Here is a 17,680-nt window from a genome sequence, read left to right on the forward strand (position 1 = left end):
CGCGTGGGCGAGTCCGCCGGTCAGCGACGCTCGTTCTCCAGCAGTTCCAGGTCGCCGACGATGTCGTACGGGTCGTCGCCCGACCGGATGCCTTCGAGCATCACGAACGCGCGTTTCGGCGAGAGGAAGTGCCGACAGACGACGTGGCCGAGCGGCGTCGCCGTCGCCCCGTCGATGAAGTCGTACTCCAGCAGGCGACCGAGCGCGTGTTTCGTCGGCACCTGTCCGATCATCCGCTCGTTGAGTCGCTTCGCGCCCGCGCCGGCGACGACGATGTTGGCGAGCGTCTCCTCGACGGCCGCGCCCTCGTCGTAGGGCGTGGCGACCGACTCCATCTCGCCTTTGAGGAGTTTGAACGCCACCTCGTCCTCGCTCATCTCCATGGAGTTGTGGTAGACGCCGTCGGGTTCGACGAGGACGTACACCGTCCCTTTGTCGTGGAAGTCCGGCCGGCCGGCACGGCCGAGCATCTGGTGGAACTCCTGGACCGAGAGCCACTCGATACCCATCGCTAGCGAGTCGAAGATGACCTGCGAGGCCGGGAAGTCGACCCCCGCGGCGAGCGCTGCGGTGGTGACGACCGCCGAGAGGTCCTGGTTCGCGAACATCCGTTCGACCTTCTTCCGGCGGCCGTAGTCCAACCCGGCGTGGTACGGCGCGCTGTCGTAGCTGAGCTTTCTGGAGATTTCGTGACAGCGCCGCCGGGAGTTGGTGAAGATGATGGTCTGGCCGCGATACCCCTTCGAGGACTTCTCGTCGAATGCCCGTTTGACGAGTTTGTTCTCGATGTCGAGTTTCTCGCGCGACTCGGCGAACGTGACGTGGCGTTCGATGGGTACCGGCCGCTCTTCGAACTCGACGAGGCGGGCACGGAGCCCGCGTGCGAGCTGTTTGGGGTTGCCGACGGTCGCCGAGAGGTACACCCACTGCGTGTCGTCGTCGTTGACTCTGGTGTACTCCTTCAGCCGCGAGATGAGACCGTCGAGGCGGTGACCGCGTTCCTCCTCGCCGAGGGTGTGGACCTCGTCGATGACGACGGTGCCGATGTCGCCGAGGTCCTTGCCCGTCCGCAGCGCGTGGTCGATGCCCTCGTAGGTGCCGACGATGACGTCGGCGTTCGGGTCGAAGCGATTGCCGTCGTCCCGAATCCGAGAGGCCCCGACGCGGATGGTGACGTTCGCGAGGTGGCCGTACTTCTCCTCGAACTGCTCGTGTTTCTGGTTGGCGAGGGCGACGAGGGGGACGAGGAAGAGCATCTTCCCCTCGCCCTTCAACACGCGGTCGAGACCGGTGAGTTCGCCGACGAGCGTCTTCCCGGTCGCCGTCGCGCTGACGACGAGCTGGTCCTGACCCTCCAGCAGGTCGTTCTCGACCGAGAGGCTCTGGACCGGCAGGAGGGTGTCGAACTGGTCGGTGATGAGGGACTTGAGGTTCGGGTGGACGTCGAGCGAGGAGGTCGGGACGGGGTCGACGTCCTCGACGGTCGAGGAGATCTCGTCGAACTTCGTGAGGTCGGGGTCGAGGCGACCTTTCAGGAGGTTGGCGATGCGTTCGAGGTCCTGGACCTCCAGCAGGAGGTCTTCGAGGCGGTCGCGCGCCCCCGCCTGGAGGTTCCGGTAGTTCATCTCCCGTTCGAGTTCCCGCTTGGCACACGAGGGACAGATGTGTTCGTCGTCGGCGCGGATGGCGGTATCGCTGGTCAGCGGCGAGTAGCGACCCGCGTTCGCACAGTACCGACACGTCCGGACGACCTTCGCCTCCAACTGGTAGCCCGAGAGCATCTCGCGGAGGCGGTCGCGTTTCTCGGGGGCGGTCTGCTCGGAGATGCGGATGCGCTCGGCGCGGCGGGCGAGTTCGACGAACTGGTCGGGCGAACGGAGGTCCTCGTCGGTGTCGCGTTTCACCCGAAGCCGGGCCGGTCGCGGGCCCGCAGCGGTGTCTTTCAGTTCGAGGACGCCGTGGAGCGCGCGCTGGCCGTCCGCGCGAACCGCGACGGTGTAGTCGTCCTTTCGCTCGTGGAGGAACAGCGTATCGACCTGTGCGACCTGCTGGGACACGTCTGGCCCGGAGTAGTTCGTCGAGCTACTTGACTCGCCCGGATGACGACACCGGCGGCCCGAACGTGTGGCGTGTCACCGAGACATCCATCCCCGGAACAATTAGCCCCGGTGCTGTATCTCAGCGCAGGTTGAGGCTCGAACAACGCTTATCCCGACTGCCGCTCGCTTCGGTTCATGGGGGGACCAGCACGAGACAGCAGAGTGGACGGTGTTCGACGCGAGACGGCTTGTTTCCGGCGACCGGAGCGGTTCCGGGCGTCGAGAGACGCCTATCGGTGGACGGTGGACGGCGGATGACGACGAGCGACGACGGGGGGCGGTCGTCCAGCGACGACCTGACCCCCGACGCGGGCGCGGACTGGATGCGGGTCGCTCGGCGCTTCTACGACCCGGACCTGGACGAGGAACTGACGACGGCCATCACGTTCGCCGTCGCGGCGGCGAGCGACCGACCGCCGAGCGAGATGGCCCTGCCGCCGCTGTACGACTGTGTCGACGTCTCCGCACTGGAGCAGACGCTGTTCGGAGCGGGCCAACACTCGCGCGAGACGGTCGGCATCGTCGAGTTCCGGTACACCGACTACCTCGTGACGGTCAGCAGCGAGGGCTGGGTCACGGTGTACGAACCGACCGGGGTCGGCGACCGACCGTGAACGGGGCACCCGAGAACCGACCGCGAGCGGCGGCCGGGGACGCCACTCGGCGACGCGCACCTCACGGCTCGACGTCGAGCGCGTCGTAGAGGAACGTCCACGTGTCGAGCTGTTCCTCGACGACCATCGAGGTGGGCTTGCCGACGCCGTGGCCGGTGTCGGTGCGCTCGCGGAGTAAGAACGGGCCGCCCTCCGCCTCCGCCTGCATCCGGGCGGCCATCTTCCGGGCGTGGGTCGGGTGGACGCGAGTGTCACCGGCCGCCGTGGTGAACAGCGTCGGCGGGTACGGGCGGGCCTCGACGTTGTGGTACGGCGAGTACTCGCTGAGGTAGCCGAACGCCGCTTCGTCCTCGGGGTGGCCGTACTCGGTGGTCCAGGACTCGCCGAGCAGGAACCGGTGGAATCGAAGCATGTCGAGCAGCGGCACCGCCGACAGCGCCGCGCCGAACAGGTCCGGGCGTTGTGTGAGGACCGCCCCGACCGAGAGGCCGCCGTTCGACCCGCCCATCACCGCGAGACGCTCGGGGGCGGTGTAGCCCGTCTCCTGGAGGTGGACTGCCGCCGCGAGGAAGTCGTCGAACGTGTGCTGTTTCTCCGCGAGCATCCCCGCTTCGTGCCAGGACTCGCCGAACTCGTAGCCGCCGCGCGCACAGACGAAGGCGAAGACGCCGCCGTCGTCGAGGAACGGTCCGCGGAACCGGCCGAACGACGGCGTGACGCTGATTCGGAAGCCGCCGTAGCCGTAGAGGATGGCGGGGTTGTCGCCGTCGCGGTCGATGCCCCCGCGGTGACAGACGAACAGCGGGACCCGCGCCCCGTCGGTCGAGTCGACCCACTCCTGGCGGACCACGAGGTCGTCGGGGACCGCCACGTCGACGCCGGCGAGGTCGGTCGTGGCCTCGTCGCCAGCAGCGGTGAGGTCGGTGTGGCGCACCGTCGGCGGGTGGTCGAACGACTGGACGACGGAGAACACCTCGGCGACGTCGCGGTTGCCCGACAGCGCCCCGACGGTGCTGTACTCCGGCAACGAGAGCGACTGGCCGGCCGCGTCCGCGACGCCCGTCTCGACGGCGTCGACGAGCGGGTAGTGCCGCACCTGCGAGTGCGCCTCGTGGTGGTGGTGGACGACGAGACGGTCGCCGGCGACGGCGAACCCCTCCAGTGGCGCGTCGCGTTCGGGGACGACCTCGGTCAGGTCGTCGGGAGCGAGGTCGCCCGCACGGACGGCGTCGAGCGAGCACGCCAGCACGCGACGGTTCGGCGCGTCGAAGTCCGTCTCGAACAGCACCGTCCCGTCGTGGAACGTCGGGACGAACTCCGCCTCGGAGTCGACGAGGACGGGCCGGAACACGTCCGCGATGGCGTCGCCGGTCTCGTACGCCCCGGGGTCGTCGGGGAGGACGTACACCTCGGTCCCGCCGGACATCTCCGAGCGCAGACAGCAGAGCGTCCCGGTCTCGCGGTCGGTCGCGAGACCCGGCCAGACGTGGGGGTCGGTCTCGGTCGCGAGCAGCGTCGAGGCGTCCGCGCCGAGTTCGTGGTAGTGGACGGTCTTCTCCAGTTGGCCACCGTCTGCGGCACTCCCCGTCGCCATGTGGTAGAACCCGTCGCCGTCAGGAGTCCAGGCGAACGACTGGGGGCCACACCGGCCGACGTCGTCGAGTCGGTCGAGTTCCGCGCCGTCGGTGTCGACGACGACCACGTCGTACTGCTCGTCGCCGCCCTCGGTGAGCCCGTAGGCGATTCGCTCGCCGTCGGGCGAGGGGACGTACCAGACGAGCGAGCGCGCGCCGTCCCACTCGTTGGGGTCGACCAGCGGGTCGCGGTCGTCGTAGTCGACCGCACCCGCCCGGAGGTCGACGAGGTCGCCCGTGTAGAGCGCGGCGTGGTCCTCGCTGGCGGCCTCGACGCGCTGGAAGAACCGCTCTTCGCGGACGACGACGGGGTGGTAGCTCGCCACCGCGGCGAGCGGTTCGATACGCGGGCGCAACGCCTCGCGGGTGTCAGTGTGGAGGTGGGAGTCGGTGTACTCGTCCTGGGCGGCCAGCCACTCGGCGACGCGCTCGTCGTCGCCGTCGGCTTCCAGCCAGCGGTACGGGTCCTCGACCGCGTGACCGTGGAGGGTCTCCGTGACCGGTTCACGGGGCGTCTCGGGGGGCTGTGACATACCCACACGAGGCGGAATCCACTGATAAACCCGGGTGGTACGGTGGCGGACGGTGCCACGGCGCACGAGCGATGGTCGCTCGACGGCCGCTCCTGCCCGTGGTTCGGGCCGTCGGACTGCCACCGGCAAGCCGACGGCCGAGACAGGCACAACGCTCTTTCGTGTTCCGCGAGTCGTGAGTGTGCTACTTCGGTGGCAGCGAGGTCGACCTGGCGACGAGAACGACGGCCAGTGGCGACGCTCGCACGGTTCAACACATCCAATGAGTTCGAGAACAGTTTCGAGTGTCGTACGGGGTTTTTCGATTAGACGGTTCTTCGACCAGTACGGGCTGGCGTTCGTGATGGTGGCCAGCTACTTCGGGTCTGGCTCGGTGTTCATCGCCAGTTCCGCGGGCGTGCAGTTCGGCTACGGGCTGTTGTGGGCGGCCGCCGGTGCGGTGTTGCTCGGCTTCATGGCACAGGACATGAGTGCACGACTCGGCATCTTCGGTGACTCGCTGGCGTCGTTCACTCGGGAGAAGATAGGCGCACCGGGCGCGACGGCGCTCATGGTGTTGCTGTCGGTGGGGTGTGTCGCGTGGGCGCTCGCGTTGACCGCCGCCGTCGGCCAGGGTATCGTCGTCCTGTTCGGCCTCCAGAGCATCGGCTGGCAGCCGTTCGCGGTGGCGACCGGCCTGCTGGCGATGGTCATCGGCATCCTCAGCTACGACTTCGTCGAGCGGGTGATGGTCACGATGATGTTCGGCCTCCTCATCGCGTACCTCGTCGTCCTGAGCGGGAGCAGCCCCGACGTCGGGGCGGTCGTCTCGGGGTTCGTCCCCGGCGTCAGTGAGGCCGGGTCGATGGCGCTGGCGGTCAGCATCCTCGGGACGACGGCGCTCTGGCCGAACTTCTTCCTCGAGTCGAAGCTGGTCGCGCAGAAGGGCTGGAACTCGGCCGCCGACGTCCCCATCATGCGCCGCGACCTCTCCATCGGCTACTTCATCGGGGGGCTCACCACCGTCGCGATTCTCATCGTGGCGGCGGCGGTCCTCCGCCCGGCGGGGTACACGCAACTCGACACGTTCCTGACACCCGGTCGGGCGCTGTCGGCCGTCCTCGGCGACTGGGCGATGACGCTGTTCCTCGTCGGGACGGTCGCCGCCGCGTTCAACAGCATCGTCCCCATCATGTGGGCACCGGCGTACATGATTCCCGACGCGATGGGCGAGCGGTTCGACGGCAACTCTCGGCTGTTCACCGCCATCTACGTCGGTGGCGTTGGTCTGGGCTGTCTCTCGCCGCTCGTCCAGCAGGTGCTCCAGCTGAGCGTCGTCGACATGATCGTCCTCTTCCCGGCGTACAACGGCGTCGTCGGACTGCCGGTCACCGCCCTCTTGTTGTTCTGGGCGGTCAACGATAGCGAGACGATGGGCGACCGGACCAACGGCTGGAAACTGAACGTCGTCAACAGCCTCCTCATCCTGCTGGCGGTCTACTCGGCGTGGACCGGGGGACAGGCCGTGTTCGACGCCATCTTCTCGGGCGGTTTCTGAGCCGATGGTCGCCGGGGTCCCCGTCGAGATGTTGGTCGTGCTGGTCGTCGTCGCCGCGGTGGCCGGCGTCGGCATCACGGCCGTCGGACCCGGCGGCATCTTCCTCACCGTCGCGCTGTACGCGCTGACGGACCTGCCGTCGGCGACGGTCGTCGGGACCGTCAGCGCGACGTTCGTCGCGACCGGCCTGCTCGGGTCGCTGAGCTACTACCGCTCGGGCGAACTCGGGAGCGACGGCGGTCGGGAGGCGGCGGCGGTGTTGAGCGTCACGGGACTGCTCGGCGCGTTGCTGGGGGTGCGACTCAACGCGGTCGTCTCGGAGGCCGCCTTCGGCGTGTTGCTCGGCGCGCTCGTCCTCGTGACGGGCGTGCTCGTGTTCTACCGGACCCGACGAGGAGTCGGGACCCGACCGGCCGGCGAGGACGCCACGACGCCCGGACTCGTGCTCGTCGGCGTAATCGGCGGGTTCGTCGGCGTCTCGGGCGGACTGCTCGGCGTCGGCGGTCCCGTGCTGGCGGTGCCGCTGCTCGTCGTCGTCGGGATGCCGTTGCTGCTCGCGGTCGGCATCGCGCAGGTCCAGTCGGTGTTCATCGCGCTGTTCACGACGGTCGGCTACGTCACGCAGGGAGCGGTGTCGTGGCCGCTCGCGCTCGTCGTCGGCGTCCCGGAACTGCTCGGCGTGGTCGCCGGCTGGTACGTCGCGCAGTCGGTCGACTCCGAACGGCTGACCCGCGTGCTCGCCGGGATGATGGTCGGTCTCGGCCCCGCCATCGTACTGTTCTGAGGGCGTCGCGCCCGGCGGCCGGCCTCACTCCTCGACGAGTTCGATGGTGTCGTCACCGGTCGGCACGGCACAGATGAACGCCCCCTCCTCGCTCCCCTCGTTGCGGTACCAGTGGACGACGCCCGCGGGGATGAACAGCGAGTCGCCCTCGCGGACGACGTGTTCCTCCTCGCCCAGGCCCACCGTGTACTCCCCGTCGAGGACGTACTGCTCGTGCTCGACGGCGTTGGTGTGCGGGGGCACCTCCGCGCCGGGGGCGAGCGTGAACCGACGGATAGCGAGGTTCGGCGCGCCGTCGTCGGGGCCGACGAGGACGCCCTTCGACATCCCGTCGGCCGCGCCCACCTCCTCGTAGTCGACGTGCTCGGCCCGGCGGACGAGCGGGCGCGGCGCGGTGGTCTCCTGGTCGGTGTCGGCGTTCGCGTCGGTGTCGCTCATGGGCGAGGCTAGCCGGCGACGGACAAAACGCTACGCCTCGGCGGAGGCGGGTCACCGCGGCGCGCGGGGGACCTGCCGACGGGGTCGGTCCGTACCCCACCCAGCGCGGTTGCTTATTACCGTTCGGACCCGAGTTAGTGTATGCGAAGCTTCCGTATCGGGAGCGTCCTCGGCATCCCCATCAAGCTCGACCTCACGTTCCTGCTGGTGTTGCCGCTGTTCGCCTACCTCATCGGCGCACAGACGGGGACGTGGGTCGAGACGCTGGGCACGACGCTGGGCGTCGCCATCGACCTCGGGCCGTACGGCGAGGGGCTGTTCCCGTTCGTCCTCGGGTTCGTCGCGGCCGTGGGACTGTTCGCCAGTGTGCTCCTCCACGAACTGGGTCACTCCGTCGTCGCGATGCGCTACGGCTACCCTATCGAGTCCATCACGCTGTGGCTGTTCGGCGGCGTCGCCAACCTCGGCGAGATGCCCGAAGACTGGAAGCAGGAACTCGCCATCGCCATCGCCGGCCCCATCGTCAGCGTCCTGCTCGGCGTCGCCTTCTTCGCCGGGATGCTCGCGCTCCCGGCCGGGAGTCCGGCGCTCGCCGCGGCCGTCTTCGTCGTCGGTTACCTCGCGGTGACGAACGTCGCGCTCGCGGCGTTCAACCTCCTGCCCGGCTTCCCGATGGACGGCGGCCGGGTGCTCCGGGCGCTGCTCGCGCGCACTCGAACCTACGCCCGGGCGACCCAGATAGCGGCGGAGGTCGGCAAGGCGTTCGCCATCATCCTCGGGTTGGCGGGGCTGTTCGTCTTCGGGAACATCTTCCTCGCGGGCGTCGCGCTGTTCATCTACATCGGGGCGTCCTCGGAGGCCCAGCAGACCGTCATGAAGGCGGCGTTCGACGGCGTCCGGGTCCGCGACGTGATGACCCGCGCAGAGGAGGTCGACGTGGTGCGAGCCGACGACTCGGTCGCCCACCTGCTCGACCGGATGTTCACCGAGCGCCACACCGGTTACCCCGTCGTCCGCGACGGGGCCATCGTCGGGATGGTCACCCTCGAAGACGCCAAGAACGTCCGGGAGGTCGAACGCGACGCCTACCGCGTCGAGGAGGTGATGACGACCGAACTCGTCACCATCGGCCCCGACGAGAGCGCGATGGCCGCGCTCACCCGGATGCAGTCCGGCGGCGTCGGTCGACTGCTCGTCATCGAGGGGGCGGGCGACCCCACGACGGCGGACCTGACGACCGACCACGGCCCGTTCGTCGGTCTCGTCACCCGCACCGACCTGATGACGGCGCTCAGCGTCATCCAGTCCAGCGGGTCACAGGGCGCACAGGTCGTCCGCCGCGGTGAGGGCGAGCGCCCGCGCGATCCCTCGGCCGAGTCGCCGCGCTCGGAGTTCGACCGGGACGGTGCGGACCGCCGTCAGACCGACGGCGGCGACGACGACCGCGACGACCGGCCGTACTGACCGGCCAGCGGCGTCGCTCTCGACACCACACTCCCCCTCCCTACCCGCTCACTCCTCCTCGTCGACGATGGCGACGTGTTCACGGAGCCACGCCTCGGCCTCGTCGAGGTGGCGCTCGTCGGCCGCGGTTATCTTGATGCGGTTGTGCTCCGCACCACGGGAGGGGTACGACCCGAGCGACACCGCCGGAAGCTCCTCGCGGGCGTCCTGGAGCATCGGTGTCACCTCGCCTTCGACCATCGACGTCTCCAGGGTGCGGGTGACGCGGTCGCCGGCGAACTCGTCGGCGAACTGTGCGAACATCGCCTTCATCTCGCGAGGGATGCCCGGGACGACGTAGACGTTCTCGGCGACACACCCCGGCGAGAGGCCGTCGGTGTTCAGGAGTGGACGAGCGCCCTCGGGGATGGAGGCGTGGCGCTCGACGTCCAGGTCCAGGTCGGGGTACTCGTCGCGGACCGCCTCGACGGTCCGCTCGATGTCGGCGACGGCGGCCTCGTCCACGACGAGCGGGCGGTCGAACGCCGCGGCGACGCCGTCCATCGTCAGGTCGTCGGGCGTCCCGCCGAGGCCGCCGGTGACGACGACGGCGTCGAACTGGTCGGAGAACGAGCGGACGTAGTCGGCGATGACGGACACCTCGTCGGGGACGACGGCGATGCGCGCGAGCGTCACCCCACGGTCGGCGAGCTGGCGGGCGATCCACGTCGCGTTCGTGTTCTCGATGTCACCGGCCAGCAGTTCGTCGCCGACGGTGAGCAGAGCGGCGTCCATAGCGCATCGTGGGGCGTCAGGGCGATGAGGTTTGCTCCGGCTACAGCAGTCGACGCAGCGCGCGGAGCGGGAACGTGATGACCGCGATTAGCAGGCTGATCGCCGACCGGAGTATCGAACGGAGTGCACCGAGCATACGCTCCGCGACGCGAGACTGTCCTGTGGTCGTGTGGCCTGCCGACGCAAGCTATCGGGCGAGGACGGCGCGCAGGGCGACGAGGTCAGGGGTTCGTGGACGCGACGTTCCGTTCGTACTGGGGGACAACCGTCCAGTAGTACATCAACAGGGCGTAGGCTGCGATACACAGCCACGTCAACCCGACCGTCACGAGCGGTTCACTGAGTGCCATGGTGATACGTTCGGTCGCCGGGGCCTGTGCGTGCCCGCTATCAGTTGAGCGGCCACCACGCGCCGACGGCTACCATCGTAGATTGCTCCGACTGAGAGAGTATCAAGATATCGGCCACGTACGGTGCCGAAGGTCGGTGCGCTGTCACGTCCCCGAAGACCGAAGGGTGGCGACCCACAACGGTGGGTAGTGACTTTCTCCCGGAGGGACCACGCGAGTGCGTTCCTCTTCGCCGGTGCCGAGACCGAGCGGTCCACGACGCTCCGACAGAGACTCCGGACGCTCGACGGGGTGCTCGACGGCCACGTCGCCAGCACTGCCGACGAGGCACTCGCGGTGGTCGAGCGCGAACGCCCGGCGGTCGTCGTCGCCCGAGCGGACCTGCCGGACGGCGACGGCTTCGACGTCCTGCGTCGGATTCGCGACGACCACCCCGGGACGCGGACGCTGCTCCTCGCGACCAACCCCTCGGCGTCGGTCGTCGAGCGAGCGTACGACGCCGGCGTCGACGAGGTCGTCCAGGACACCGGCCCGGAGAGCGACCACATCGTCGAACGGCACGTCGCGCGGTTCCTCCGGGCGCGAGACGCCACCGCCGACCCGACGCCGGCCCGACAGATGGCAGCGCTCGCCGAGACCGCCGCCGACGCCGTCGTCACGGTCGACGAGTCGGGGACGATTCGCTCGGCCAACTCGGCGGAGAGCGAACTGTTCGGCTACGACCCCGTGGCACTCGTCGGCGAACCGGTGACGACGCTGCTCCCCGACGACGACGGCCAGCAGACGAACGGCCGGTCGGCGACCGACGGACGGGCGCTCGACGGCGACGTCGAACTGCTGTCGTTCGAGGGCGACACGACCCCACCCGCTCGACGGGTGGCGGCGGGCGAGACCGTCGACGGCGAACTCCGAATCGCGGTCGGCGGCGAGACCCGACGGCTCTCCGTCGCCAGCGCACCGCTGCCCGACGACGGGGCGACCCGCTCGACGGTGGTCACCTTCCAGGACGTGACCGACCGCGAACGCCGCGAGCGGCGGCTCCGACTCCACGACGCGGTGATGAACACCGTCGGCGACGGACTGTACGCGCTCGACGAGGACGGGCGGTTCGTGGTCGTCAACGACGCGTACGCCGACCTCGTGGGCACCGACCGCGAGGCGCTCCTCGGTCGGCCGGCCGACGAGGTCGTCGGCGAGCACGCCACCGCCGAGGCCGCGGACCTCCAGCGCCGGATTCTCGACGACGACGTCGAGGAGGCGACGCTCGAGACGTGGCTCGCGACCGTCGACGGCGAACGGGTACCCATCGAGGCGCGCATCTCGCTGTTCGAACTCGACGACGACACCACGGGGCGGGCGGGCGTCGTCCGCGACGTCTCCGACCGCCAGCGCCGCGAGGACCGGCTCGCGCGACTCAACGAGGTCGGCCAGGCGCTGACCGTCGCCGAGACTCGCGCGGAGGTCGCCGACGTGGTCGTCGAGGGCGGACGGGAGGTCCTCGGCCTCCCGCTGGCGACCGTCGAGTACTACGACGAGACGACCGGCCGACTGGCGTCGGGACCGCGGACCGACGAGTTGGAGGCGCTCGTGGGCACCGACCCGCTGTTCACCGACGAGTGGGACCTCCCCTGGCAGGTGTACGCCGAGAACGAGGCCCGAGTCGTCGCCGACCTCGACGGGGCGGCCGACGTCGGCGAGACGCCGCTCGGAAGCGCCATCGTCCTCCCGTTGGGGAGCCACGGCGTGTTCGTCGCCGGAGCGTCGACGGCCGGCGCGTTCACCGAGACGGAGGTGAAGGTCGCCCGTATCCTCGCGGCGAACGCGCTCGCCTCGCTCGACCGTGTCGACCGCGAACGGGAACTCCGGAGCGAGCGTGCACGCCTCCAGGAGCACAACGAGTCGCTCGAACGCATCAACCGACTCAACGGCGTCATCCGGCGACTGACTCGAAAGCTGACGCAGGCATCGACCCGCGAGGCGGTCGAGACCGCGCTGTGTGAGGAGCTCGCGAGCGTCGAGCCCTACACCTTCGCGTGGGTCGGCGAGCGCCAGGCAGTCGGCGACGAGGTCGTCCCGCGGGCGAGCGCGGGTCGCGACGCGGGGTACCTCGACGCGGTGACCGTCACCGCCGACGAGGGACCGAACGGACACGCCCCGACCGGGGTCGCACTCCGTACCCACGACCCGGCCGTTCAGAACGACCTCCACACCGACCCCCCGTTCGAACCCTGGCGGAGCGAAGCGCTCCAGCGAGGGTTCCGCTCCAGCATCGCCGTCCCGCTGGTCTACCGCGAGACGGTGTACGGCGTGTTGAACCTCTACGCCGGCGAACCGGACGTGTTCGACGAGATGGAGGTGGCCGTCCTCGGCGAACTCGGGTCGATGGTCGGCTACGCGCTCAACGCCATCGAGCGCAAGAAGGCGCTCGTCAGCGACTCGGCGGTCGAACTCACCTTCGCCGTCGACGACCCGGCACTCCCGTCGGTCCGGTTCGCCGCCGAGACCGGCGGCGAGTTCACCTTCGAGACGCTCGTCGAACAGAGCGACGGGTCGTTCCGCGTGTTCTTCGCCGTCGCCGGCGTCGACCCGCCGACGGTCTACGAGTTCGCCGAACGCTCGCCCATCGTCGAGCACGTCTCGTTACTCACCGAGCACGGCGACACGGGACGCTACGAGGCGGTGGTGAGCGACGACAGCTTCCTCGGCGACCTCGTCTCCTACGGCGCGCACCCGACGGCGTTGACGGCCGACGCCGACGGCGGGCGCGTCACCGTCGAACTCCCCCGGAGCGGCGACGTCCAGTCGTTCATCCGGATGTTCGTCGGGACTTACGAGGGGGCGACGCTGCTGGCGCGAACCGAACACGACCGGCCCATCCGGACCTCCGCGGAGTTCGAGGCCGACTACCGCGACCGCCTGACCGAACGCCAGACGGAGGTGCTGAAGACGGCGTACTTCAGCGGCTTCTTCGAGTGGCCGCGGGTGACCAGCGGGAAGGAGTTGGCCGCGATGCTCGACATCGCACAACCGACCGTCAGCCGACACCTGCGGTCGGGCGAGCGCAAACTGTTCGGCCTCGTCTTCGACGACGACTGACCTCGGATGCTAGCATCCTAGCATCCGACCGGGGACGGACCGTATAGTCTTATCCTGACGACGTATGGCGCAGGCGTGACTCGGCCGAGAGGATGCGAGACTCGGCAGCCGACACGACCGGTCGACTCACGTGCGAGTCCCTCGTCGTCGCCGTTGTCGAGGCGCTGGCGACCGCCCGTGACGTCGACCCGCTCGACCTCCCGCCGCTGCACGACTACGTCGACGTCGACGCGCTCTCCACCCTCTTTCGGACGCCGGCGGGGACGGACAGGGGCAACGGGTGGGTCACCTTCCCTGTCGAGCGCCACGAGGTGCGAGTGAGCGACGACGGCAGCGTCGCCGTCTCCCCACTGGACGCGGGTGCCGACGACTCGGCGACGTACAACTGACCACGGGACGAACCGCGACCGACCACGAGACGACATCCACCGAACACACCGAGCATGACCACCGAGCGGACCGAGACGAACGACACGCGCGAACGGAACCGTGAACCGACGAACGACCACCCCGACGATCGGGTGATCCGATGACGACGGACGAGTCCTACCGGCTGGTCTGTCGAGCCTGCGAGTTCGAGCGAGCGGTCGACGCCCTCGACCCGGCGCTCGACTGGATGGGCCACCACAAGCGCCGGGAGGGCGAAGACCACAACGTCGACGTCTACTCGGTCACCTACCTCACCAGACTCGCCACCGACGGGCCACCGGGGGGCGAGACACCGGTCGAGCGACGCGCGATGAAACTGGTCTCCGAGACGGAAGCGCCGAGTGCCGACGAGCAGGCGGGCCGCTCGCCCGAGCGCATCGACGACGGACAGACCGCGGGCGACGGCCGGACCGCGAGCGACGAGCAGGGGCACGGCGCTGGACAGCGAGCGGGCGACGGGTAGTCGGGGTCGCCGCTCACTCGGTCTGCTCGCGGTCACGCAGGTCGACCCGGCGAATCTTCCCCGAGGAGGTCTTGGGCAGGTCGGCGACGAACGCGACCTCGCGGGGGTACTCGTAGGCCGCGAGACGCTCGCGGGCGCGCTGCTGGAGTTCTTCTCTGAGGTCGTCGTCGCCCGTCGCGCCGGGGACGAGTTCGACGAACGCCTTGATGCGCTCGCCGCGAGTGTCGTCCGGGACGCCGACGACCCCGACCTGCTCGACCGCGGGGTGGTCGAGCAACACCTGCTCGACCTCCAGCGGCCCGACGCGGTAGCCCGCGGTGATGATGACGTCGTCCGCACGGGACTCGAACCAGACGTAGCCGTCCGCGTCGCGCGTGACGAGGTCGTCGGTGAGGTACCAGCCGTCGTGGCGCTTGGCGGCGGTCGCCTCCGGACGGTTCCAGTACTCCGCGAAGAACACCCGCTCGTCGTGGGGGCGGACGGCGAGTTCGCCGAGTTCGCCGGGAGGCAGTTCCTCGCGTGTCTCGGGGTCGAGCACCGCCAGGTCGTAGCCCGGGAGCGCCTTGCCCATGCTCCCGGGGCGGACGTCGAACCAGCGCGCGGCGTTGGCGACGACGAGGTTGAGTTCGGTCTGGCCGTAGTACTCGTCGATAGCCACGTCGTCGAGCGCCTCGGCCGCCCAGTCCAGAATCTCGGGGGTGAGCGGTTCGCCCGCCGAGGCGACCGTCTCCAGCGCGAGGTCGGCGGGCGGGGTCTCGCTCATCAGCATCCGGAGCGCGGTCGGCGGAATCAGCGCGTGGGTCACGCCGAACCGGTCGAGCACGTCGAACGCCGCGCTCGGGTCGAACCCCGCCATCGGCGCGGCGACGACGGTGCCGCCGTAGTGCCACGTCCCGAGCAGGAGACCGCCCAGCGCGGACCCCCACGCCCAGTCGGCGGGTGTCCAGCAGACCGCGTTCGCGCCGAGGCCGCCGTCGAAGAACGTGTGGGCGGCCGCCGCTCGCCCCAGCCAGACGGCGTGGCGGTGGCGCACGCCCTTCGGCGGTCCCGTCGACCCCGAGGTGTACATGATGGCGGAGTCCGTCGCCGGCGTCGACTCGTAAGGGGCGTACTCCGGGTCGTGGTCGGCGACGACGCGGTCGTACGCGAGGACGTCACAGTCGAGCGGTTCCGTCGCGTCGCCGCGGTCGTGCTCGCCGGCGAACAACGGGTGCTCGTCGAGGGCGACGGCGGTCTCCAGCGCGGGACACTCCGTGCTGGCGGCGGCGAGCGCTGCGCGGACGCTCGGGTCGAAGACGACCGCCCGTGCCTCGGCGTCGTCGAGACGGTAGGCGAGCGCGTCCTGGCCGAACAGCGTCGTCAGCGGTACCGTCACCGCTCCGAGCTTCCAGCAGGCCATGTGGGCGATAGGCGTCTCGGGCCGCTGTGGGGCGACGACGCCGACGCGGTCGCCCGGTTCGACGCCGCGTGCGGCGAGTGCGTTCGCGAGGCGGCCCGACGCGTCGTCGATATCGCGGTAGGTGAACCGTTCGCCCGTCGCGGCGTCGAGGAGCGCGACGCGGTCGCTCGGGCCGGGCGACTCGTGTTTCCGGAGGCAGTCGACCGCCGGGTTGAACGTCTCGGGGAGCGCCCACTCGAACTCGGTTCGGGCACGCTCGTACGTGTCGTAGTCGGGCAGCACGTGCCACGGCATGGCACCCCGTTCGAACGGTCCGAACTTGGTGGTTCGGGTGGCGACAGCCCCGACGGGACGGCTCTCTCGCGGGGCGTCGCGGCCTCGACACTTGAACCGCCTCGCATCCGGCGTCCAACCGCCTTGTGCGTCCGCGCCGTCTCCACCGGTCGAGATGGACTTCGGACTCGACGGGAAGACGGCGCTCGTCACGGGTGGCGGCGGTCGAATCGGGAGCGAGGACTGTGCGGTGCTGGCGGCCGAGGGCGCGGAGGTCGTCGTCCTCGACGTCGCCGAGGACCAGGCCGAGTCGGTCGCCGGCGACGTCGAGGACGACGGCGGCACCGCCCACACCGTCGTCTGTGACCTCACCGACCGCGAGGCCGTCGCCGACACGATAACGGCGGTCCGCGAGGAGACGGGCGGGGTGGACGTGCTGGTGAACAACGCGGGGATGGTCGACGCCCGCTCGCGGATGGAAGACTACGACGACGACGTCTGGGACCGCGACATCGCCGTCAACCTCACCGGGACGTACAACGTCACTCGACAGGTGTTCCCGGCGATGTGCGAACGCGGCTGGGGGCGAATCATCAACATGTCCTCGATGGCGGGGTGGCAGGGCGGGTTCGGCCAGGCGTCGTACTCCGCGACGAAAGCCGCGCTCGTCGGCTTCGGCAAGACCCTCGCACTCGAAGGTGCCCAACACGGCGTCACCTCGAACGTCGTCGCCCCGAGCATCGTGGTGGGCGCGCTCGCGGACCTGCCGGTCGACCAACTCGAACAGGTCGACGAGCACTTCGCCCGTATCGCGAAGGCCACCCCGATGCGCGAGTTGGGGACGGAGGCGGACGTGGCGAACCTCGTGGCGTACCTCGCCAGCGAGCAGTCGAGCTACATCACCGGACAGGTCGTCGGCGTCACCGGCGGTATCGACCTGTTCAGCTTCTGAAGCGGGCGGAGCGACCGCCCGCGAACGCACCGACGAACACCTCCGGAATCCGACCGGTAGAGAAGCGGCTATAGTCGCCACCCCGCACGTAGCTGTCACATGCGTTACTTCAGGGCGGTCGTCATCCCGGCGGGCGACGGGATTCACCCCATCGACGCGGCGTTCGCGCGCGACCCCGAGGTCACGCGCGAACTGCTGCACAACGTCAACCTGCTGGGCGACGGGACGGCGATGACGATGTACCGACTGTCGGGGAGCGTCGAGCGCATCCACGACATCTGTGACTCCCCGGACGTCCACGAGTACCACCTCGCGGAGGGACCGGACCACGTCACCCTGTACGCGCACTTCGAACCGACCGAGACGGTCGCACGCCTGCTCTCGCTGTTCCAGCACCACCGCCTCATCCTCGACACGCCCATCGAGTACACCGACCGCGGCGGTCTGCGCGTGCTCGTCATCGGCACCGAGGAGACCATCCGCGAGATACTCCCGAAGGTCCCCGACGACATCTCGCTGAAGCTCGAACGGCTCGGGGACTACGAACCCGAGGCCGAACGGCTGTACTCACAGCTCACTCCGCGCCAGCAGGAGACCCTGCAGGCGGCCCTTCGGGTGGGGTACTACCAGGTGCCTCGCGAGGCGACCCACGAGGACGTCGCGGCCGAACTCGACCTCAGCGGCGGCACCGTCGGCGAGCACCTGCGGAAGATAGAGGCGACGGTGTTCTCGGCCATCACGCCGCGCTGAACGCGCGTCGACCGCGTGTGGACCGCGGAGACGACCCCCAACATAAACTGCCTCGAATGCCCGGACGAACCGCCTTGGGGGCGTGTTCGGT

At 69.6% G+C, this 17,680-nt stretch carries 15 protein-coding genes; 9 read left to right on the plus strand and 6 right to left on the minus strand.

Features of this window, described 5'->3' with window-relative positions:
* Positions 1-20: 20 nt before the first annotated feature.
* Complete coding sequence (locus tag M1L36_RS12045; RefSeq protein WP_250873978.1) at positions 21-2,057, minus strand: DEAD/DEAH box helicase; 2,037 nt, start codon at positions 2,055-2,057, stop codon at positions 21-23.
* A gap of 296 nt (positions 2,058-2,353) precedes the next feature.
* Here M1L36_RS12045 and M1L36_RS12050 point away from each other — a divergent pair, with 296 nt between their 5' ends.
* A complete protein-coding gene (locus M1L36_RS12050; protein WP_250873979.1) occupies positions 2,354-2,713 on the plus strand; it encodes a HalOD1 output domain-containing protein in 360 nt (119 codons plus the stop codon).
* Positions 2,714-2,774: 61 nt separating this feature from the next.
* On the opposite strand, the gene M1L36_RS12055 is transcribed toward M1L36_RS12050, so the two are convergent.
* Positions 2,775-4,880: a prolyl oligopeptidase family serine peptidase gene (locus M1L36_RS12055; RefSeq protein WP_250873980.1), complete on the minus strand. Its 2,106-nt coding sequence runs from the start codon at positions 4,878-4,880 to the stop codon at positions 2,775-2,777.
* A 262-nt stretch (positions 4,881-5,142) separates the two neighbouring features.
* Here M1L36_RS12055 and M1L36_RS12060 point away from each other — a divergent pair, with 262 nt between their 5' ends.
* Both M1L36_RS12060 and M1L36_RS12065 read left to right on the plus strand, forming a co-directional pair.
* Entirely contained in the window at positions 5,143-6,417 is a 1,275-nt protein-coding gene (locus M1L36_RS12060; protein WP_305794466.1) for an Nramp family divalent metal transporter, read from the plus strand.
* Positions 6,418-6,421: 4 nt separating this feature from the next.
* Positions 6,422-7,201: a sulfite exporter TauE/SafE family protein gene (locus M1L36_RS12065; RefSeq protein WP_250873982.1), complete on the plus strand. Its 780-nt coding sequence runs from the start codon at positions 6,422-6,424 to the stop codon at positions 7,199-7,201.
* A 24-nt stretch (positions 7,202-7,225) separates the two neighbouring features.
* Here M1L36_RS12065 and M1L36_RS12070 read toward each other — a convergent pair whose 3' ends face one another.
* Positions 7,226-7,639 carry a cupin domain-containing protein gene (locus M1L36_RS12070; RefSeq protein ID WP_250873983.1) on the minus strand — a complete coding sequence of 138 codons (414 nt, stop codon included), beginning with the start codon at positions 7,637-7,639 and terminating at the stop codon, positions 7,226-7,228.
* A 141-nt stretch (positions 7,640-7,780) separates the two neighbouring features.
* On the opposite strand from M1L36_RS12070, the gene M1L36_RS12075 reads away from it, so the two are divergent.
* Positions 7,781-9,103, plus strand: a complete 1,323-nt coding sequence (locus M1L36_RS12075; protein ID WP_250873984.1) for a site-2 protease family protein — start codon at positions 7,781-7,783, stop codon at positions 9,101-9,103.
* A gap of 48 nt (positions 9,104-9,151) precedes the next feature.
* On the opposite strand, the gene M1L36_RS12080 is transcribed toward M1L36_RS12075, so the two are convergent.
* Complete coding sequence (locus M1L36_RS12080; RefSeq protein WP_250873985.1) at positions 9,152-9,877, minus strand: competence/damage-inducible protein A; 726 nt, start codon at positions 9,875-9,877, stop codon at positions 9,152-9,154.
* A gap of 221 nt (positions 9,878-10,098) precedes the next feature.
* Positions 10,099-10,227: a hypothetical protein gene (locus tag M1L36_RS21390; RefSeq protein ID WP_305794467.1), complete on the minus strand. Its 129-nt coding sequence runs from the start codon at positions 10,225-10,227 to the stop codon at positions 10,099-10,101.
* Between the two features lie 189 nt (positions 10,228-10,416).
* On the opposite strand from M1L36_RS21390, the gene M1L36_RS12085 reads away from it, so the two are divergent.
* From M1L36_RS12085 to M1L36_RS12095, 3 genes are all read left to right on the plus strand, one after another.
* On the plus strand, positions 10,417-13,323 hold the full coding sequence (locus M1L36_RS12085; RefSeq protein WP_250873986.1) for a bacterio-opsin activator domain-containing protein: 2,907 nt from the start codon (positions 10,417-10,419) through the stop codon (positions 13,321-13,323).
* Positions 13,324-13,415: 92 nt separating this feature from the next.
* Positions 13,416-13,712: a HalOD1 output domain-containing protein gene (locus M1L36_RS12090; RefSeq protein ID WP_250873987.1), complete on the plus strand. Its 297-nt coding sequence runs from the start codon at positions 13,416-13,418 to the stop codon at positions 13,710-13,712.
* Positions 13,713-13,852: 140 nt separating this feature from the next.
* Positions 13,853-14,215, plus strand: a complete 363-nt coding sequence (locus tag M1L36_RS12095; RefSeq protein WP_250873988.1) for a hypothetical protein — start codon at positions 13,853-13,855, stop codon at positions 14,213-14,215.
* A gap of 13 nt (positions 14,216-14,228) precedes the next feature.
* Here M1L36_RS12095 and M1L36_RS12100 read toward each other — a convergent pair whose 3' ends face one another.
* A complete protein-coding gene (locus M1L36_RS12100; RefSeq protein WP_250873989.1) occupies positions 14,229-15,908 on the minus strand; it encodes an acetate--CoA ligase in 1,680 nt (559 codons plus the stop codon).
* Positions 15,909-16,062: 154 nt separating this feature from the next.
* Between M1L36_RS12100 and M1L36_RS12105 the strand changes: the two genes are divergently transcribed.
* Both M1L36_RS12105 and M1L36_RS12110 read left to right on the plus strand, forming a co-directional pair.
* The gene (locus tag M1L36_RS12105) at positions 16,063-16,839 is read left to right on the plus strand and encodes an SDR family NAD(P)-dependent oxidoreductase (protein WP_250873990.1); all 777 of its coding nucleotides are present in this window, start codon (positions 16,063-16,065) and stop codon (positions 16,837-16,839) included.
* Positions 16,840-16,938: 99 nt separating this feature from the next.
* Positions 16,939-17,589 (plus strand): helix-turn-helix domain-containing protein, encoded by a 651-nt coding sequence (locus M1L36_RS12110; protein ID WP_250873991.1) that lies wholly within the window; start codon positions 16,939-16,941, stop codon positions 17,587-17,589.
* Positions 17,590-17,680: the final 91 nt, after the last annotated feature.

The sequence above is a fragment of the Halomarina rubra genome (assembly GCF_023699475.1).
GTDB lineage: Archaea > Halobacteriota > Halobacteria > Halobacteriales > Haloarculaceae > Halomarina > Halomarina rubra.